Genomic DNA, 16,913 nt, shown 5'->3' on the forward strand with positions numbered 1-16,913 from the left:
TCTCGATCCGGTTGTTTCGCCACTTCCGGTCGATGTGCAGGATGCTGTCGAAGTGCGGATCATATCGACGGTTCAGATCCTGGATCACCTTCCGATATCCGGGGGCCTTGTCCGTACAGATGGAAACGGGCCGGTAGAGGCGTACATTCTCGATGGCCTGCTTCAAAAAGGCTTTGGCAGCTCTAGCATCACGCCTTGCTGTCAGCCGGAAGTCGATGAACTGGCCAGTGTGTTCTACGGCACGCCAGAGGTAACGCCACTTGCCGCCTACGCGAATATAGGTCTCGTCAACGTGCCAATTCAGCCCCCGCCAGCTGCGGTGATTGTAGGCGCGCCGAGCGATCTCGGGGCCGAATTTCTGGACCCGGCGGAAAACCGTAGCCCGATCCACCGTGATCCCTCGCTCTGCCAACAGATCACTGACATCTTGGTACGAGAGGGGAAACCGGCAGTACCACCGGACGGCAAGCAGGATCACCTCTCGCGGAAACCGATATCCCTTGAACGGATCGTGTCGCATGGCATCCTTCCTCTACATCGGCAGGCGCTCAAGACCCTCTTGAGACACCCGAAGAGTTCGCCAACGACGCCGCGACGTTCTCCAACATCATCAGGTCAATCACACTGCCCGATGCCGGGCACTTCGCGCATCGGGAAGAGCCAGAGCGTCTGATAGAAATCCTGACTGCGGAATGAGCGACGGCATGGAGCGGTCGTCCGGGCCTCGACACGACCGCTTCACGCCTAGCATCTGACAAAAACGTACGGCCAGAATCTATAGGCCAAAAACGGTCCGTTTAGTCCCCACCCAACGCGCTACCGCGGATCAATGACTTAGCAGAGCCAGAACCCCACGGCAGAACCGGCAAGGTTCTGTCACGTTTTCGGCCGTTGCTATGCCGGTTTTGGCTTCGAGGTCTCCAGTCGCGCGATGACGTGCGGTTCAACGTCCTCATAGGTGCGCCCCGCCTGCTCTGCGATATCCGAGATCAAAGCGTGCTTGTTGTGTTCGGCCATTTGCAAGCCGCCCAAGGTGCGCTGGAGGAAGATGAACGCCGATGCGATATCGCCTTAACCAAGAGCCGCTGCGGCTTCGAACCGGCGCTCATCAAGTGCCGTGCGAATGGCATTCAGGGTTTCGCGCAGTTGATCCGATGCTTGCGCCACGCCGGCCGCGTCGCCGAGGATCATGTTATCGATCGCGCGCAGGTCTTCGGCGCGCGCGTCCAGGATTGCTTCGACGTCGCTCATGAACGGTGTGCATTTTCTTGGTCGAGCCGATCTAGAAGATGCAGGCCCGCTTCGGGATCCCCTCTCGCGGCACGCGTCCGGAACCGCGTTTCCAGATCGAACTCGGTCAGGGCGCGGGTTGTCAGCTCCTCGATCACCTTGTTGATGCTTACGCCCCGTGTCTTAGCGAGTTGACGCAGCCGTTCGTGCTGCGCATCGGGCAGTCTGATGGTCATGACGCTCATGATCGTGTCTCCCATGCTTTCAAGAAGTCTCCGGCCGTCCCGGTCTCTACATCGTCGAAACGCAGCTCCCCGCGCCGCAGATCGCGCAGGTTGGTCGTGACGATCCAGTCCGCGCCCCCGGCGACCGCCAGTTCGATCAGATGGTCGTCACCCGGATCGGGCAGGTTCGGCCGCCAGAGGTAATAGACCGGCGTCCAGGTGCTGACCGACATCAGGGCGTCGAACAGAACCTCGCGCTCGGCGGCATCGAGCACAGAACGCTGGAACAGTTCGTTGCGGGCCAGAACGTCCTCGTATTCCGCGAACAGGGCCGCACCGACGAGCGGCGTCACCTGTTGTTCGAGGCAGAGGCGCAAAATGCGCCGTGACGCCCCGCTCTCCGACAAAAGAGCTGCAACAAGAATATTGGTGTCCAGAACAACCCGCATGATTTTAGATAGCATATATGCTATCTAGTTTCCAGCGTACTTCTTGTGTTTCTCGTCAGATCCACATCTTGGTCGCGATGTCCTGCTCTTCGCGGCCCACGGCGTCGGCGTAGATTGCCGTCGTGCTCAGCTGGGCATGGCCCATCCACTTCTGGAGCATATGAAGCGGGATGCCGTTCACTGTCGCGTTGATTCCGAAGCCGTGGCGCAAGCCCTTTGGGCTGCGGTGTGGCGCATCCGGTATCTCGGCCTCGATCATGATCCCCTTCACGATTTGCCAGACCCGCACGCGGCTGAGCGGCCAGATCGGCGTAGCCGCCTGCTTGCGGGATCTTTGGGCCTCTCTGATGCCATGGGCGGTGTTGAGGGTGTCCAGATAATCTGGCGGCACCGGAACGCTTCTGTAGATAATTTTCGAGACGCCGGAGGCATCTTTGCGCTTCTTCAAGCTGCGAATAGCGACCGTACCGCCGGACAGGTCCACCCGGGCCGGAGTGATCTCCAGCAGCTCTGACGGGCGGCAGCCGGTGAAGAGCAGCGTCTCGCAGAGTGTGCGATCCCGCGCAGGCTTGCGCCGGGCTACGGCCAGGAAAGCGGCGCGTTCCTCGGCGTTGAGATAGAGCCGGTTTCCGGCGGTGTCGTGGAGGCGCATTTCGCTCATGTGAACAGGATGCCCGAAAACTGTTAAGTGCGGAAGCGGGAAAGCCCCCTGCTCTGCCCCTTGGTGCAGCGATGGCGTTCCATGCGCTTAACACTATGGACAATAGTGTTAAGCCCGAGGTTCCACGAGGATCCAGAGCCGCCAGGATTGGCGCCTCGAACGGTAGGACAGACCCTTCCGTGACGCCCGAACCGTTTCCAACCAGTCATCCCGCGCGGCTTGGCGGCGTTTCGATCCACGCCCCCGCACGGGGGGCGACCAATGCCATCCGGTCCAGCATGGAAAACGCCAATGTTTCGATCCACGCCCCCGCACGGGGGGCGACGACCATCCTGTCGCGGTCCGAGCGCACCGCCAAGGTTTCGATCCACGCCCCCGCACGGGGGGCGACGCATCCGCCCGGTCAGCATCACCGTGGCGGCCCTGTTTCGATCCACGCCCCCGCACGGGGGGCGACTGTCGCGCGGCAAGCGACGGACCGTGCCGCCCTTGTTTCGATCCACGCCCCCGCACGGGGGGCGACGCCAGGAGGGCGAGAGCGGCGTAGTGGCGGATCCGTTTCGATCCACGCCCCCGCACGGGGGGCGACCACGGAGAACGCGCTTGATGCGGCGTACTTCGCCAGTTTCGATCCACGCCCCCGCACGGGGGGCGACGGTGGGCGCCGCGGACGGTGACCGGTTCGACGCGTTTCGATCCACGCCCCCGCACGGGGGGCGACGGTGGGGCGGCGGCGCGGGCGCGCTGGCGGGCTGGTTTCGATCCACGCCCCCGCACGGGGGGCGACGCGGCGATGTAGTCCGCAATGGTCAGGGGGGATTGTTTCGATCCACGCCCCCGCACGGGGGGCGACTGTCGCGGACGTAGCGGGCGAGCAGGTCTAGAAGTTTCGATCCACGCCCCCGCACGGGGGGCGACTTGTGTTCCCAGCCTTCGGGGCGAGGCCCCTTCCCGTTTCGATCCACGCCCCCGCACGGGGGGCGACGCTTGCAGGTTCTCGGACGCATATTGGGCGCGAGGTTTCGATCCACGCCCCCGCACGGGGGGCGACCGTAGCAACGCGGATCGTTGTCGGGGTCGCCCCGGTTTCGATCCACGCCCCCGCACGGGGGGCGACTCACCCCCATCGACGCCAGCGCGGGGTCGCTCAAGTTTCGATCCACGCCCCCGCACGGGGGGCGACGGAAATGTCCTTGGAGGACGCCCTGCGGTTGAGCGTTTCGATCCACGCCCCCGCACGGGGGGCGACCTTGTCGATCAGCGCCATCGCCTGCGCGGGAAGCGTTTCGATCCACGCCCCCGCACGGGGGGCGACAGTCGGCGGCGGGCTTGCCGTGGTGGACCATCCCGTTTCGATCCACGCCCCCGCACGGGGGGCGACCGGGGGGTTGCATCCACCTCGATAGCTTCACCTCCGTTTCGATCCACGCCCCCGCACGGGGGGCGACATGCGGATCCGCGCCGACCCCTTGCCCTCGCGCAGGTTTCGATCCACGCCCCCGCACGGGGGGCGACCCGCCATCATCTCACAGACCGTTCTCGACCGCATGTTTCGATCCACGCCCCCGCACGGGGGGCGACGATCTGCCCTGCAACTACTTTCACATCTAGCGTGTTTCGATCCACGCCCCCGCACGGGGGGCGACCCGCCCGATTTCGGGCGTTGGGTTGCATCTTGCAGTTTCGATCCACGCCCCCGCACGGGGGGCGACAGTCAGCGTCCGGTTTATTATCGTGTCATGGTCGGTTTCGATCCACGCCCCCGCACGGGGGGCGACGTACCAGATCAGCAGGCCGAAGACGGTCGTGAAGTTTCGATCCACGCCCCCGCACGGGGGGCGACGGGACATGCTCGCTGTGCTGCGCGTGTCCCTGGCGTTTCGATCCACGCCCCCGCACGGGGGGCGACGGTCCGCTTGATAAAACGCCCCCCCCAAACGGGTGGTTTCGATCCACGCCCCCGCACGGGGGGCGACCTCCAAGTTCGCTTCGGGCCTGTTCCAAGGCACGAGTTTCGATCCACGCCCCCGCACGGGGGGCGACGCGACAGCGGCCGCGTGTCGTTCTGCAACACACGGTTTCGATCCACGCCCCCGCACGGGGGGCGACTCGGACATGGAAGGCTCCTAGCTGCGGCTGATCTGTTTCGATCCACGCCCCCGCACGGGGGGCGACGGTTGCCCCCGGTCCGGCGCCCGACCATGAACCCGTTTCGATCCACGCCCCCGCACGGGGGGCGACGGTTGCCCCCGGTCCGGCGCCCGACCATGAACCCGTTTCGATCCACGCCCCCGCACGGGGGGCGACGAACGCGCCATTCCTGCGTCGTCATCGACCACGCGTTTCGATCCACGCCCCCGCACGGGGGGCGACCCGGTTGACCTGTTCCATATAGCCTTCCGTCGTGTTTCGATCCACGCCCCCGCACGGGGGGCGACCGGAGGTCGGAGACCCGATCACGCCGAGACCATGTTTCGATCCACGCCCCCGCACGGGGGGCGACGCGTTCGTCGGCGCGATCCTCTAGCTCGCGGACGTTTCGATCCACGCCCCCGCACGGGGGGCGACCCCCGCCCTTGATTCCCCGATCTTCGATATCGAAGTTTCGATCCACGCCCCCGCACGGGGGGCGACGACGCCGATACGATCATCTTTTGCTATCGCGACGTTTCGATCCACGCCCCCGCACGGGGGGCGACTGCGCCTGCCCGCCATAGGGGCACGCGGGCAGGGTTTCGATCCACGCCCCCGCACGGGGGGCGACCTGGGTCTATTCCTGCCCGCAGTGCATGACGGACGTTTCGATCCACGCCCCCGCACGGGGGGCGACCGCCCCCGAAACCATCCCGTGTTGACCGTCCCGTCGTTTCGATCCACGCCCCCGCACGGGGGGCGACCATCATCCGGAAATAGTCCCCGAACGCACCCTTGTTTCGATCCACGCCCCCGCACGGGGGGCGACACGGCGCATCACGCCCTTGGCGAAGGTATCGCTGTTTCGATCCACGCCCCCGCACGGGGGGCGACTTGGCGTGGGTCTTGGACAGCATCGGCTTGTGGGCGTTTCGATCCACGCCCCCGCACGGGGGGCGACGCAGGTTCGACACCGCCATGATGTCGAGGGGCGAGTTTCGATCCACGCCCCCGCACGGGGGGCGACCGTCGTGTCGCCGCCCTCGGTAATGGTCTGGTCGTTTCGATCCACGCCCCCGCACGGGGGGCGACGTTGTGTGTATAGTGTGTGGTTTGGCCGGAGCGGTGTTTCGATCCACGCCCCCGCACGGGGGGCGACCACCCCGCCAAGGTCGATGACACGAGTCAGGAACGTTTCGATCCACGCCCCCGCACGGGGGGCGACGCTGCCGGGCACGGTTTTCTTGACCCAGCCCGTGTTTCGATCCACGCCCCCGCACGGGGGGCGACCGGTTCGCCGCCTGCCTCGCGACATCAAGGCGATGTTTCGATCCACGCCCCCGCACGGGGGGCGACTGCGGTGCGCTATCATACTCGCTGCGAACCAAGAATATCCGACGATCTGCGAACCCCACGTCGTGCGGTACCTCGGATCCCATAGATACCACCATAACCTATGAAATCCCCCGTCAGGCGGCTTTGCGAACCCAAAGGAGATCGGACGGCCGCTCCAGGTTCGCATCATACCAATAGCAGATCGTCGGGGTCCTCGGACGGCTTCGCGCCGACATGCTCCACCCGCCGGCGCCATTCCCGCCCCAGGAAGTAGAACCGCAGGCTGTCGGTGGCGGGGTTGATCGCCTCGACCAGCCGAGCGCGCATCGCGGTCCAGCGCGCCGGATCCACCTCGCATTCGAAGACGGAGTATTGCACCCGCTGGCCATGATCCTCGCAGATGCGGGCCACGCGCCGCAACCGCTTGGCGCCGCCGGGCCCACTGGCCACGTCGTAGGTCACCAGGACCAGCACCTACCACACCCAGGCCGGATAGGCATCGAGGTCGCCGCGCAGGTGCCGCGCCAGCAGTTGCGCCTGGACCTGCGGCACGAGGCCGAGGGGCAGCCGTTCGTCCAGCCAGGCATGGCGCAACTCCACCCGTTTGCGACCATGATAGGCTTGCAGGACCGTGCGCCGCCCGTCCTCGGTCAAGAGCACCGCGCCCGTCTCCTGAACCTGGACGTCCCGCGCAGCCAACTGCCGCCGGTTGATCAGCGACAATGCCACGCGGTCGGCCAGGGGCGCGCGCAACTCCTCCATGAGGTCCAGCGCCAGCGACATCCGACCCGGCCGGTCGCGGTGCAGGAACCCCATCTGCGGATCCAGCCCATGCGCCTCGCAGGCCGCCCGCGTGTCCAGCGCGACCAGCGCGTAGAGGAACGACAGCACCGCGTTGACCGCGTCGCGCGGCGGCCGGCGGTTGCGGCCCGCGAAGGCGAAGGCCGGGTCGCCCACCCGGATCAGATGCCCGAAGACCGACCAGTAGGCATGCCCGGCCTCGCCCTCCTGCCCACGCAGGGCGTCGAGGTCCGGGGCGTCCAGCGCCAGCCGTGCCGCGTCGGCCAGCCGCCTCTGCGCCGCGTCCACGGCCGCCGTTCCCGGCGCGTCCCCGTAGTCGCGCAGGTGCCGTCGCAGCACGGCGCGCTGGTTGGCGACCTTGGCGGCGACGACCGCGCGGGCCACCGGCAGGGCGGCGGCGGGATCGGCGGTCGCCCGGTGCTGCGCGCGTCGCAGCAGGACGTTGCCCGATTGCGGCCCCTCGATCCGCGCCATCAGCTTGCCGGACCAGCCCAGCCACGACATCGAGATGCCGGAGGCCGCCGCGAAATGCATGACGTCCGGCGAGGCGGAGGTCTCGCCGAACAGGACGATCTGGCCCAGCAGATGCGCCGGGCTGCGCTTGGCCACGCGGCCGTCGATCTCCACGGCGATGGTCTCGCCGTCCTTGCGCAGCCGCGCCCTCGGTCGTGACGTAGAGCGTGTTGAGGAGCCGCTTCATTCCGGCACCCCCGCCCGCGCCAGCCGGCGGGCCAGCCAGCCCGTCGCCGCCCGGGGCGACTGCGGGCGGCACAGACCGTGGAGCGAGCATGCCTCGCACCGTCCGGCCTCGTAGACGGGCGGGGGCAGCGCGCCCTGCGCCATCGCCGCCCGCGCCTCGGCGGCGACCCGTTCCGTCAGGCCGCGCAGGTCCGCATCGAACGCAACCGCCTGACGCCGGCGCCGTGCCCCATAGAACAGCGCGCCCTCGGGCACGTCCAGCCCCGTCATCTCCTCCAGGCAGATGGCCTGCGCACAAAGCTGCACCTCGTCGGCGCGGTGCGCCTTGGGCCGGCCCCGCTTGTACTCGACCGGGAACGGGACGCCTCCGCGCATCTCGACCACGTCGGCCACCCCGTGCACGCCCAGCCGTTCGGACGCGACGTGGACCGAGCGCAGCACGCGCATCCCCTCGCGGCTCTCGGGTAGGCCCTCGTCGGCGCGCTCGTGCAGGACGCGGCCCTCGGCGGTCAGGCGGTTCTCCTCCCACAGGCGCTCAACGTGGATCAGCGCGCATTGCCGGGGGCAGAAAAGCCAGTGCTGCAACGCCGAGAGCGGCAGGCTGTCCACCTACCAGGGCTCCACGACCTCCACCCCGGCCGGCAGGTCGGTAGTGTCGACGTCGATGCGGTAATCCGCGAAGGCGCGGGCGGGCGGCCAGTTGTGCGTCCGCGGATCGCCGACGGGAACCGCGTCGCCGCCATGGACGCGGCTGACCGTCACGCGGTCGAACAGCCGGTGCGCCTGCGCGTTGCCCAAGTCGCTGTCATGCTTGAAAACCACCAAGCGACGGGCCGCCATCATCCCGCGCGCGGCGGACCGGTCGAGGTCCAGCATGTCGCGCAAGGCGGTCCACAGCAGCGTTAGGTCGGCCTCCGAGAACCCGGTCCGCTGCGCCAGTTTGGCGTTGACGAAGCCGTGCACGCGGTAGAGCCCGTAGGGCACCACCGCCTTGCGGCCCATGGTCCGCTCCTTGTCGCGGTCCTTTTCGTTGGTCACCGACGAGCGGGTGATCGATACCTCCAGCGGCATGATCGGCTCCTCCGAACGCGCGAAGGATAATTGCACCGGACCCCGCACCTGGCCCGCATTCACGCCCGTGGACATGACGGCGCCGAAGGTGCGGATGTCCCAAAAGTTGGCGCACATCCAGTCGGTCAGCGCGCGCGCCTCTTCGTCCTTCTTGGGCAGCTTCGCACGATCCTTCGCGGCCACGTCGGGCAGAACCGCGTCCCACGCCTCGCCGTGGGCCTCGTTCAGCACGGCCCGCTCGGTGAAATAGATGCGGTGCGGCGCGCGGTTGTCGTGGGCGGCGGCGACGTAGTTGCGCAGCTTCCGCTTAATCGAGACATCGGACATCAGGCCGCGGTTCGTCTCGGGGTCCATCCGCGGCATGTTGCCCGCGTCCGGGTCGCCGTTGGGGTTGCCGTTCTCGACGTCGAGGAACAGCACGAAGTCGTACCGGTTGGTCAGGCCGGCACCCGTCCGGTCCAGCTCCATGGTGGCCTGCTCGTTCATGCCGCGTCTCCTTCCGCGTCGGTGTCGTCGATCAGCGCGTCCGCCGCCTCTTCGGGCTTGGCGTAGAAGGCCGAGATCTGGTGGTAGAAGCCGATGAAGAAGCGCCCCTGCGCCTCCAAGGGCAGGGTGGCGGGCATCTCGCCCTCCAGCGCGTCGATGATGGCGGCGACGGCGCGGTCGGCGCGCGCCCCTGCCCCGGCCTTCATGCCGCCTGCCTTGCGCAGCGACGACAGGTTGTGCTCGTAGCCGCGCATCAGCACCGGGAAGACCCGCGCGGGCGTGGCCGAGGCGGCGCCCATGTATTTCTGCCGCAGGCCGGCGCCACGCTCCTGATAGCTCTTCTCGGCGTAGACATACGCCCCGAAGAGCCGCCCCAGCAGATACGCGGCGTCGCGCGCCCCCTCGTCCAGCGCCATCGGCACCTCCTGTCCATGATTGCGCCGAAGGATCGCGGCGATCGCCGCCGCCCTCCGGCCGTCGACCTTGCCGGCCTTCGCGTCCGGCTCTCCCTCGACCCTGAGCCGCCCCAACAGCGCGGCGAGCCACGTCGCCGGATAGCGTCCGCCCGTCAGGATCGCGCGCATCAACTCGCCGCCCAGGGCGGCTGGGATATTGCCCGCGTCCCGCTGTGCCGCCACGTCGTAGAGCAGCGCCCAGGGCTTCGGCGGCACCAAGGCCCCGTCCTTGGCGAAGGGGGACGGTGTGATCGCCATGTCGTCCCAGAACCGCGTCACCGCGCGGGCGAAACCGCCCAGCGTGCCCGGATGCCAGTACCGCACCGCCAGCCGCGCCGCGTTCGGCGCGAGTCCGAGGACGAAGAGACGCGCCTCGGGGTTCAGCGCCACGTCCGCGCGTCGCCGCCCCTCGGCCATGGCGCGCAGGCGGTCCGCCAGCTCGGGTTCGGCGGCCGGGTCGCCCGCGCCCGCGAGCATCGCGTCGAACCAGTTCTCCGCCTCCGGCTCCTCGGCCCAGAACGCCACGGTGTCCCCGCCGATCCTCAGGTGGTTCCCCGACCCCTTGGCCAGCAGCGCGTTCAGCGCGGTCCCGTAGGCGAAGGCCGCGGCCTCCGAGACGGGCGCGTTGTCGCCCTGCTTCTTGCCGTGGGATTCGTAGGCGGCGTCGTTGAACGACACCAGCGAGGCACCCGCCGTCTGCGCCCCCATCACCCCCTTGATCGACGGGTGCAGCCGCGCCACCGGACCCGCGCGGCCCGAGACGAGGCAGATCGCATCCCCCTCCCCCGCGCCAGTCAGCAGGACCTGTGCTGCGGGCAGGTCGTGGACGAACCCGCCGTCGCCCAGGCGGAAGACCACGTTCTGGTCCACCAACCCCGCCGGGTCCGGATAGACGGCGAACCGCTCCGGAGCCCACGTCTCGCAGAACCGCCGTAGCGCGACCAGCGCGGGATCGTCCGCGCCGTCCAGCAACTCCAGATGCGCGGCCTTGAACGCTTCGTGCTCGGCCGCCGTGCGCTTCCCCTGTCCCGGCCCGTCCGGCGTCTTGGTCACGCCGAGAACGTAGGCGGTCTTGTCCCAGAAGGTGTTGGGCTTCACGCCGGCCGTCCGCTTCACCGCCGCCGGCACCGACAGCGGCCGCGCCTGCATCTTGTCCTTGGCGTCCGGCGCCATCAGCGACCGGATCTCGGTCACCGCTCCATCCCCGTCCAGCACCACCACCGCGCCGATCTTCTCGGTCGAGAACCCCGGCCGCGGCCAACCCTTCTGCTCCGCCCGCGCCTCGTACAGCGCCGCCAGTTCCTGCAGGATCGTCACCGCCCCTGCCCCTCGGCCAGGCAAGCGCCTACGTCGATGACGCCCGCCTCCATCCGCGCGCGGTAGAAGACCGAGGCGCGCCCGTTCGCGTAGTCGATGTCGTGCAGCATCCAGCCCAGGTCGCGCGTCTCGGGGATCGCGGGCTCGAACCCCTCGACCAGCTCGAAATCGGCCGGGAACTCGCGCACGCCCAGGCAGGGCTGGTGGAAGCACTGGCCCTTCGCCGCCCGGCGTCGGAACATCTCGGCATGCTTGCCCGGGTTGTCGCCGCGCCCGGCCCGGTCGGTCATCTCGAAATGCGCCTCGATCCCGTAGGCCACGTCGGCCAGGCACAGCATCGCGCGCTGCTGCCGGTCTTCGTCGACGGCCAAGGCCAGCCCGCTCATATCCCCCGCCTTCATCGCCGAGCGTGCTTTGCCGGCCGGGATCTTCGAGGCCACCTCGTTGCGCCGGATCGTCTCGAACCGGATGGGGCGCAGCACGTGGATGCAGTCCACAACCCAGCGGATCGCCGGTTTCCAGTGGATCGCCTCCAGGATGCCGCGCGCCGCCGAGGGCGTCATCACGTCATAGGAGACCCGCTCCACCTTCATTTCTGGCCGCGTGAAGCAGGCGTTGCGCCCGCGGACCAGCAACTTGATACCGGGGGTGGTCATGTCGGGAGGTCGAGTCGAGCGGCGTGCATGGGCGAAAACTCGCCGATCCCGGACGGGCCGTCAACGACCTAATGGTTAACGGAAATCAACGCTTCAGGTCACACCGCCTGCCTCCCCATCCCCGCTCAAACCCGCTTGCGCATCGTAGAGATCGTTTTGGCCCAGCACCGCGAACTGCTCCTCAAACCGCTCGGGCGCCCACCAGGCGATCTGCCCCGCCTCCCACAGCGACGACCACATCGCCCAGGGCACGTTGACGGCGTGGGGCTGCACCAGCTTCGCGACCGACCCGGCCGACCCGAACCGCGCCGCCTCCAGCGTATCCGAGCCGACGCCCCACGGCCCGTCCAGCACGATGACAGTCCGCTCGCCTCCGGGGATGACGCGGAACGCGGCCTCCACCTGTTCGTAGGGGCAGGCGCCGGGGGTGAGCGCGATGGCCGCCAGCAAGCCCCGGACGCCGTTCAACTCCACGGCGTCCAGCGCCTCGGCACCGTAGGCATCCCACAGCCGCCGGAAGTAGGACGCGACCGCCGCCTCGCCGATCGGATCCTCGTGCCCCTCGCCCAGCACCGCCCGCCCGATCGCGGCGAACTGCTCCACCGCCGGCGGCGACGGATGCTCGGACCGGAACACTTCGACTAGACCCCGGTCCAGCCGCCCCTCCCGGTTACACCGCCCCGCTGCCTGCGCGACCGAGTCGATGCCCGCCGCCGCCCGCAGCACGACCGGAAAGTCCACGTCCACCCCCGCCTCGATCAGCGAGGTGGAGACCAGTCGCACCGGCGCCTCTGCCTTTAACCGCGCGCGCACCTCTGCCAGCACCGAACGCCGGTGCGCCGGCACCATCAGCGTCGACAGATGCGCCGCGCCGTCGGCATCCCGCACCGCGTCGAACAGCGCCCGGGCCTGCATCCGATTGTCGACGACGCACAGCGCTTGGTCCGCCCCGCGCAGCCGGTCGGCCAGCGCCGCGTCGTCCATCGGCCCGACGTCCCGCACCTCGACCCGCTTCAGCGCCGCGAACAACGCCGCCGGCTCCGGCGCGATCTCCCGCGCGCCCTCCAACGCCTCGTCCGCCAGGAAGCCCCCGGCCTTCGTCAGCGCGGGCTGCGTGGCCGTCGACAGCACGACGCTGGCGCCGTAGCCCTCCATCAGCTCGCGCAGGGCGGCCAGGCAGGGGCGTAGCAGGGGCAAGGGCATCGTCTGCGCCTCGTCCAGCACGATGACCGACCGGGCGAGGCTCGGCAGCTTGCGGCAGCGCTTCTTGCGGGCCGCGTGCAGGCTCTCGAAGAACTGCACCGCCGTGGTCACCACGACCGGCACGTCCCAGGACGCGCCCGACACCCGGCGCTGCTCCGCTTCGGCCTCGTCCTCGCCATCCCAATCGGCGTTGGAATGATGCTCCAGCACCGCGTCCGCGCCCAGCACGCGGCGGAACACGTCTGCCGTCTGCTCGATGATCGACGTGTAGGGGATCACGTAGATCAGTCGCCGCAGCCCGTGGGCCAGCGCGTGGTCCAGCCCGAAGCCCAGCGAGGTCAGCGTCTTGCCGCCCCCCGTCGGCACCGTCAGGGTGAAGAGGCCGGGCGCCTCGGACGCGACGTCCCGCGCATGGGACAGGACGCGGCGGCGCAGGTCGTTGACGGCCCCCTCGCCGCCCATCCCGGCCATGTGGGCATCGAACGCGGCGCGCATCGCCTCCGTCACCTCGCCGGGGGCTCGGTCGGGGGCGCCCGCATAGAACGCCGCCGTCTCGCGGTCGTCCGCGTCGCAGAGCGCGCCATAGAGCATCCGCACCAGGAATTGCAGCCGGTAGGGCCCCAGGCCCCTGTCCTCGGCCAGCCGCGCCGGCCAGCGCAGGTCGGGCAGGTCGCACCAATCCGGCAGCGGAATCGCCTCGGCCGCGTCGATCCGCGCGCGCAAGCGGTCGGGGTCGGGCAGGCGCCCGTGATGGCCCGCGATCGCCGCGGCCAGGGGGCATCCCGCCCCGGACCAGAGCGCCCGCGCCCCCTCGCCCGAATGCGACGTGTCGTTGACCTCGCCGTCGAGCTTGCGCTGAAAGCCTGGCTTCGCCTTGCCCAGATCATGCAGCAGCCCCAGCGTCTCGGCCAGGTCGCCCGCGCCGAATGGCGCGCTGCGCAAGCGGGCGGCCGCCGCGACCCGGCGCGCATGGGCCTCCAGCGTCTCCCACTCCTCCCGGGGCCTTCCGTCCAGCGAATGTGCGTATATCATTGGTCGGGACAGGAACGTCCCGCTTTCCAGTCGTCAACCCGCCCCGAACCCCGAGCGCCCGGCCGGTTCGCGGACGTGATATTCCCGATAAAGCCCTGATCCCCACCGCCCCCACAGTCTAACGCCCAAATGGGGGAGGTTCGCAGAAGCTTTCTACTTTCCTCCGCAATCTCCTTCCTCGGGGCAGTCGCCCCTCATGCGGAGGCGTGGATCGAAAACAGGTGGTTTCGGACAGCTTTCTACCATCCAAAGAACACTTGTTCGACGACAGCCGTCTGCCCGCCCAACCGCTTGATGTTTGCTGTACAGCTACGCCGCCTGTGCGCCCTGCCCCGTCCGATCCCCCTGCCCCGCAAGGAGGCCTGCGACCGAGACGTCCTCGTCGAGCGCCTCCCAGTGCAGGCCACGGCGGCTGAGCGTGCAGGCCTCGCGTTCAGCGGGGGTGGCGCGCAGGAGGCGTGGGAACCAAGCGAGCGGGACGCCGATCGTGCGGCCGTCGCTGAGCTCGACCCACATCACGTCCTCGTCGAAGCGGACCGCTTCAGGCGAAATGCTCATTCCAAGCCTCCTCGAACGCAGCGCGATTGCCCTCCACCAGGCGCAGGGCTTGGGAGAGAAGCTTCGGTTTCAGACCGTCATTATAGGCCATCGACACCTCCGGCGTCAGTTAGAACTTGGCTTCATCACCTCCGGCGATGACGTGGACATGGGGCGGCCCGCGCGGATCGCCCTCGTTCGAGTAGAAGAACACGCGCAGCGGACCGTTGCGCATCAATGTCGGCATTCTAACCGATACTGTCCAGCCTGCGGGCATCTCGTCCTCCTCCTCTCCAGTGTTCCAGAGCTTACGGCGCCTATGGATGAGCCCGGCCTCGTGCAGCAGGACGACCTGGTATTTCACCTGGCGCTGCGCATCTGGGCTGGTGGTAGGTATTTACAGTAGCTTTAAATAGTGATACTGTAATCACAGCGTCCGGTTTATCTTACGCTGCGTATGAAGCGCGATGCACGCCCTGAACAGGAGACAACTCATGCAGATCAAGCGAGACTTTGAGGAAACCGAGGGGTGGCTACGTGCACTGACGAAAGGGTTGCCTGTCGCAATCATGCCCAACCCGCTTGCTGCCGAAGCGCTCGGAGAAAGTTCGAATGCGATCTCAAAGAAAGTGAAGAACGGAGACGTTCCGGTCATTACCATCGGCGAGCGCCGGTATATCTCCGCGGACTTCGTGGCGGAACGGGTAGAGGCGGAACGTGCGCTAAAGGCCTCGATCATACATAAACTCGAGCACGTGGCCCGAAACGGCGCCACAATTTTCTACGGTGAGTTGATGGAGATGGTCGGGATGAAATGGCAGAGCCCGCCGGACCGCTCGAAGATCGGATACATCTTGGGGGCTATTTCGCGGAAGACCTTCGAGGAAGAGGGCATTCTCCTGTCGGCCTTGGTGCACCGTAAGGGGCCCGAGCCGACCTCGCCTGGGCCGGGCTATCGCGAGTTAATGGCAAGCTTGCGCGAGGATCACGATGATCTCGACTTTGACCCCGAGGAGGATCAGGAGATCATGCTCGACAGGCACATGTCCGCGGTCTGGAAGCACTATGGCGCCAAGCGCGCCCGGCATTAGAGCCGCAGCATCCACGGGGGCTGCCGAAGATCGTCGCGTCGTGGCGGAGAGCATCGGTATCCATGCCCTTCTTTGTATCCGATAACCTGTCTTATCCGATACGAAAGATCGGGACCCGTTCGTCGTTAGGCCGGCTACCTGTCCCCTCGTGGAGGCGAGGTCAGGCGGCTTCCGGCTTCACCTTGATCTTCACCGCACTGACTGGTCGGCCGAGGGCATGGGCGATCAGCATCCGGTGGCTCTCTATGAGGTCCTCCTCCGAGATATCCAGCGCGTCTTCGTCGATGGCAATCGTCTCGACTTCGCGCCCTGATCGAGGCGGAGCTTCGCCGGATCGAGGGAGAGGCATGGTTGCGGCGACGGGTTCACGGTAACCTTCGCAGGAAGTGGCAGGACCGAAAGACAGCGGAACACGATCAGCGCGGGGATTCCTTCCCTCTCCTTTACTACGCCGATTTCATGGAGCTTATGCACATCATCATCGAGGGCAAAAACTGGAGTGATGCCTTCGGGCGGTTTTTTGTCTCGAAGCAGGACTTTCAGGTTTCGATGCAGCGTCTTGCGCCCGTCAGGAACACTATCGGCCATAACCGGCCCCTGGTCAGGACTGACCAGTTGATCCTTCTAGCCGAGGGAACACGCATTTTGCGCGCCTTGGGCGTCCGCATCTGAGGCAGGGTTTGCCCTTTACCGCGCATTAGCACGAAACGTGAACAAAATAGTAGAAACAGGGTTCCAAAAACTACTGGGACGGGACTGTTGCGTTAGCCGGCTTTGAGCACGGATCGGCCATTCGTCCGCTCTTTCAGGCCGTCTCACAGAACAGATTCCGGACAAAGTCGATCTCCCCGCGGACACCGGGTGCCTTGTTCGAGATGTGGCCGTTCCTGATGGTCCGGATTGTCTCAATCGCGAGGACCGTCGCTTTCGCGGAACGCAGCGAGCGGAACGATTGCCGCATTCCAAGTAGGCGCTTCAAGGCGGCATGATCGCTCTCGATCCGGTTGTTTCGCCACTTCCGGTCGATGTGCAGGATGCTGTCGAAGTGCGGATCATATCGACGGTTCAGATCCTGGATCACCTTCCGATATCCGGGGGCCTTGTCCGTACAGATGGAAACGGGCCGGTAGAGGCGTACATTCTCGATGGCCTGCTTCAAAAAGGCTTTGGCAGCTCTAGCATCACGCCTTGCTGTCAGCCGGAAGTCGATGAACTGGCCAGTGTGTTCTACGGCACGCCAGAGGTAACGCCACTTGCCGCCTACACGAATATAGGTCTCGTCAACGTGCCAATTCAGCCCCCGCCAGCTGCGGTGATTGTAGGCGCGCCGAGCGATCTCGGGGCCGAATTTCTGGACCCGGCGGAAAACCGTAGCCCGATCCACCGTGATCCCTCGCTCTGCCAACAGATCACTGACATCTTGGTACGAGAGGGGAAACCGGCAGTACCACCGGACGGCAAGCAGGATCACCTCTCGCGGAAACCGATATCCCTTGAACGGATCGTGTCGCATGGCATCCTTCCTCTACATCG

18 protein-coding genes and 1 CRISPR repeat array are annotated in these 16,913 nt (G+C 67.1%); of the genes, 2 read left to right on the forward strand and 16 right to left on the reverse strand.

Translation table 11 applies throughout. The annotated features are described in order from the left end of the window. The 14 genes from JAN5088_RS09370 to JAN5088_RS19260 all read right to left on the reverse strand — a co-directional run. Positions 1–520: IS6 family transposase (locus JAN5088_RS09370; RefSeq protein ID WP_055682570.1), on the reverse strand; the 520-nt coding region annotated here is incomplete at its 3' end. A 551-nt stretch (positions 521–1,071) separates the two neighbouring features. Continuing rightward, on the reverse strand, positions 1,072–1,251 hold the full coding sequence (locus JAN5088_RS09375) for a hypothetical protein (protein ID WP_055682571.1): 180 nt from the start codon (positions 1,249–1,251) through the stop codon (positions 1,072–1,074). Continuing rightward, a complete protein-coding gene (locus JAN5088_RS09380; RefSeq protein ID WP_055682572.1) occupies positions 1,248–1,475 on the reverse strand; it encodes a ribbon-helix-helix domain-containing protein in 228 nt (75 codons plus the stop codon). Before JAN5088_RS09380 ends, JAN5088_RS09375 begins: the two co-directional genes overlap by 4 nt. Continuing rightward, positions 1,472–1,918, reverse strand: a complete 447-nt coding sequence (locus JAN5088_RS09385) for a putative toxin-antitoxin system toxin component, PIN family (RefSeq protein WP_306455468.1) — start codon at positions 1,916–1,918, stop codon at positions 1,472–1,474. Before JAN5088_RS09385 ends, JAN5088_RS09380 begins: the two co-directional genes overlap by 4 nt. Positions 1,919–1,958: 40 nt before the next feature. Continuing rightward, on the reverse strand, positions 1,959–2,564 hold the full coding sequence (locus JAN5088_RS09390) for a tyrosine-type recombinase/integrase (RefSeq protein WP_055682574.1): 606 nt from the start codon (positions 2,562–2,564) through the stop codon (positions 1,959–1,961). A 227-nt stretch (positions 2,565–2,791) separates the two neighbouring features. After that, positions 2,792–6,053: direct repeats of the CRISPR family, unit length 32 nt; unit sequence GTTTCGATCCACGCCCCCGCACGGGGGGCGAC. Between the two features lie 165 nt (positions 6,054–6,218). Continuing rightward, positions 6,219–6,506, reverse strand: coding sequence for a CRISPR-associated endonuclease Cas2 (gene cas2 / locus JAN5088_RS09395; protein ID WP_055682575.1), 288 nt, complete (start codon positions 6,504–6,506; stop codon positions 6,219–6,221). Then, complete coding sequence (gene cas1c / locus JAN5088_RS09400) at positions 6,507–7,460, reverse strand: type I-C CRISPR-associated endonuclease Cas1c (protein WP_233489749.1); 954 nt, start codon at positions 7,458–7,460, stop codon at positions 6,507–6,509. Positions 7,461–7,529: 69 nt separating this feature from the next. Continuing rightward, positions 7,530–8,141 carry a CRISPR-associated protein Cas4 gene (cas4, locus tag JAN5088_RS18615; protein WP_055682576.1) on the reverse strand — a complete coding sequence of 204 codons (612 nt, stop codon included), beginning with the start codon at positions 8,139–8,141 and terminating at the stop codon, positions 7,530–7,532. Continuing rightward, complete coding sequence (cas7c, locus tag JAN5088_RS18620; RefSeq protein ID WP_055682577.1) at positions 8,142–9,089, reverse strand: type I-C CRISPR-associated protein Cas7/Csd2; 948 nt, start codon at positions 9,087–9,089, stop codon at positions 8,142–8,144. Next, complete coding sequence (gene cas8c / locus JAN5088_RS09415) at positions 9,086–10,861, reverse strand: type I-C CRISPR-associated protein Cas8c/Csd1 (protein ID WP_055682578.1); 1,776 nt, start codon at positions 10,859–10,861, stop codon at positions 9,086–9,088. Before cas8c ends, cas7c begins: the two co-directional genes overlap by 4 nt. Then, entirely contained in the window at positions 10,858–11,517 is a 660-nt protein-coding gene (cas5c, locus tag JAN5088_RS09420; protein ID WP_055682579.1) for a type I-C CRISPR-associated protein Cas5c, read from the reverse strand. Before cas5c ends, cas8c begins: the two co-directional genes overlap by 4 nt. 93 nt (positions 11,518–11,610) lie before the next feature. Beyond that, positions 11,611–13,752, reverse strand: coding sequence for a CRISPR-associated endonuclease Cas3'' (locus tag JAN5088_RS09425; RefSeq protein WP_055682580.1), 2,142 nt, complete (start codon positions 13,750–13,752; stop codon positions 11,611–11,613). A 309-nt stretch (positions 13,753–14,061) separates the two neighbouring features. After that, positions 14,062–14,310 (reverse strand): DUF2442 domain-containing protein, encoded by a 249-nt coding sequence (locus tag JAN5088_RS09430; RefSeq protein WP_055682581.1) that lies wholly within the window; start codon positions 14,308–14,310, stop codon positions 14,062–14,064. Between the two features lie 109 nt (positions 14,311–14,419). Beyond that, entirely contained in the window at positions 14,420–14,653 is a 234-nt protein-coding gene (locus JAN5088_RS19260) for a DUF4160 domain-containing protein (protein ID WP_233489750.1), read from the reverse strand. Positions 14,654–14,783: 130 nt separating this feature from the next. Here JAN5088_RS19260 and JAN5088_RS09440 point away from each other — a divergent pair, with 130 nt between their 5' ends. Next, positions 14,784–15,380: a hypothetical protein gene (locus tag JAN5088_RS09440; protein ID WP_055682582.1), complete on the forward strand. Its 597-nt coding sequence runs from the start codon at positions 14,784–14,786 to the stop codon at positions 15,378–15,380. A 160-nt stretch (positions 15,381–15,540) separates the two neighbouring features. Here the strand turns inward: JAN5088_RS09440 and JAN5088_RS09445 are convergent, their stop codons facing one another. Continuing rightward, complete coding sequence (locus JAN5088_RS09445; protein ID WP_055682583.1) at positions 15,541–15,729, reverse strand: hypothetical protein; 189 nt, start codon at positions 15,727–15,729, stop codon at positions 15,541–15,543. A 2-nt stretch (positions 15,730–15,731) separates the two neighbouring features. On the opposite strand from JAN5088_RS09445, the gene JAN5088_RS19670 reads away from it, so the two are divergent. Then, positions 15,732–16,052: a Swt1 family HEPN domain-containing protein gene (locus tag JAN5088_RS19670; RefSeq protein WP_055682584.1), complete on the forward strand. Its 321-nt coding sequence runs from the start codon at positions 15,732–15,734 to the stop codon at positions 16,050–16,052. Between the two features lie 133 nt (positions 16,053–16,185). On the opposite strand, the gene JAN5088_RS09455 is transcribed toward JAN5088_RS19670, so the two are convergent. Continuing rightward, positions 16,186–16,893 (reverse strand): IS6 family transposase, encoded by a 708-nt coding sequence (locus JAN5088_RS09455; RefSeq protein ID WP_055682585.1) that lies wholly within the window; start codon positions 16,891–16,893, stop codon positions 16,186–16,188. Positions 16,894–16,913: the final 20 nt, after the last annotated feature.

This window comes from Jannaschia rubra (assembly GCF_001403735.1).
In the GTDB taxonomy this organism is placed as follows: Bacteria; Pseudomonadota; Alphaproteobacteria; order Rhodobacterales; family Rhodobacteraceae; genus Jannaschia; species Jannaschia rubra.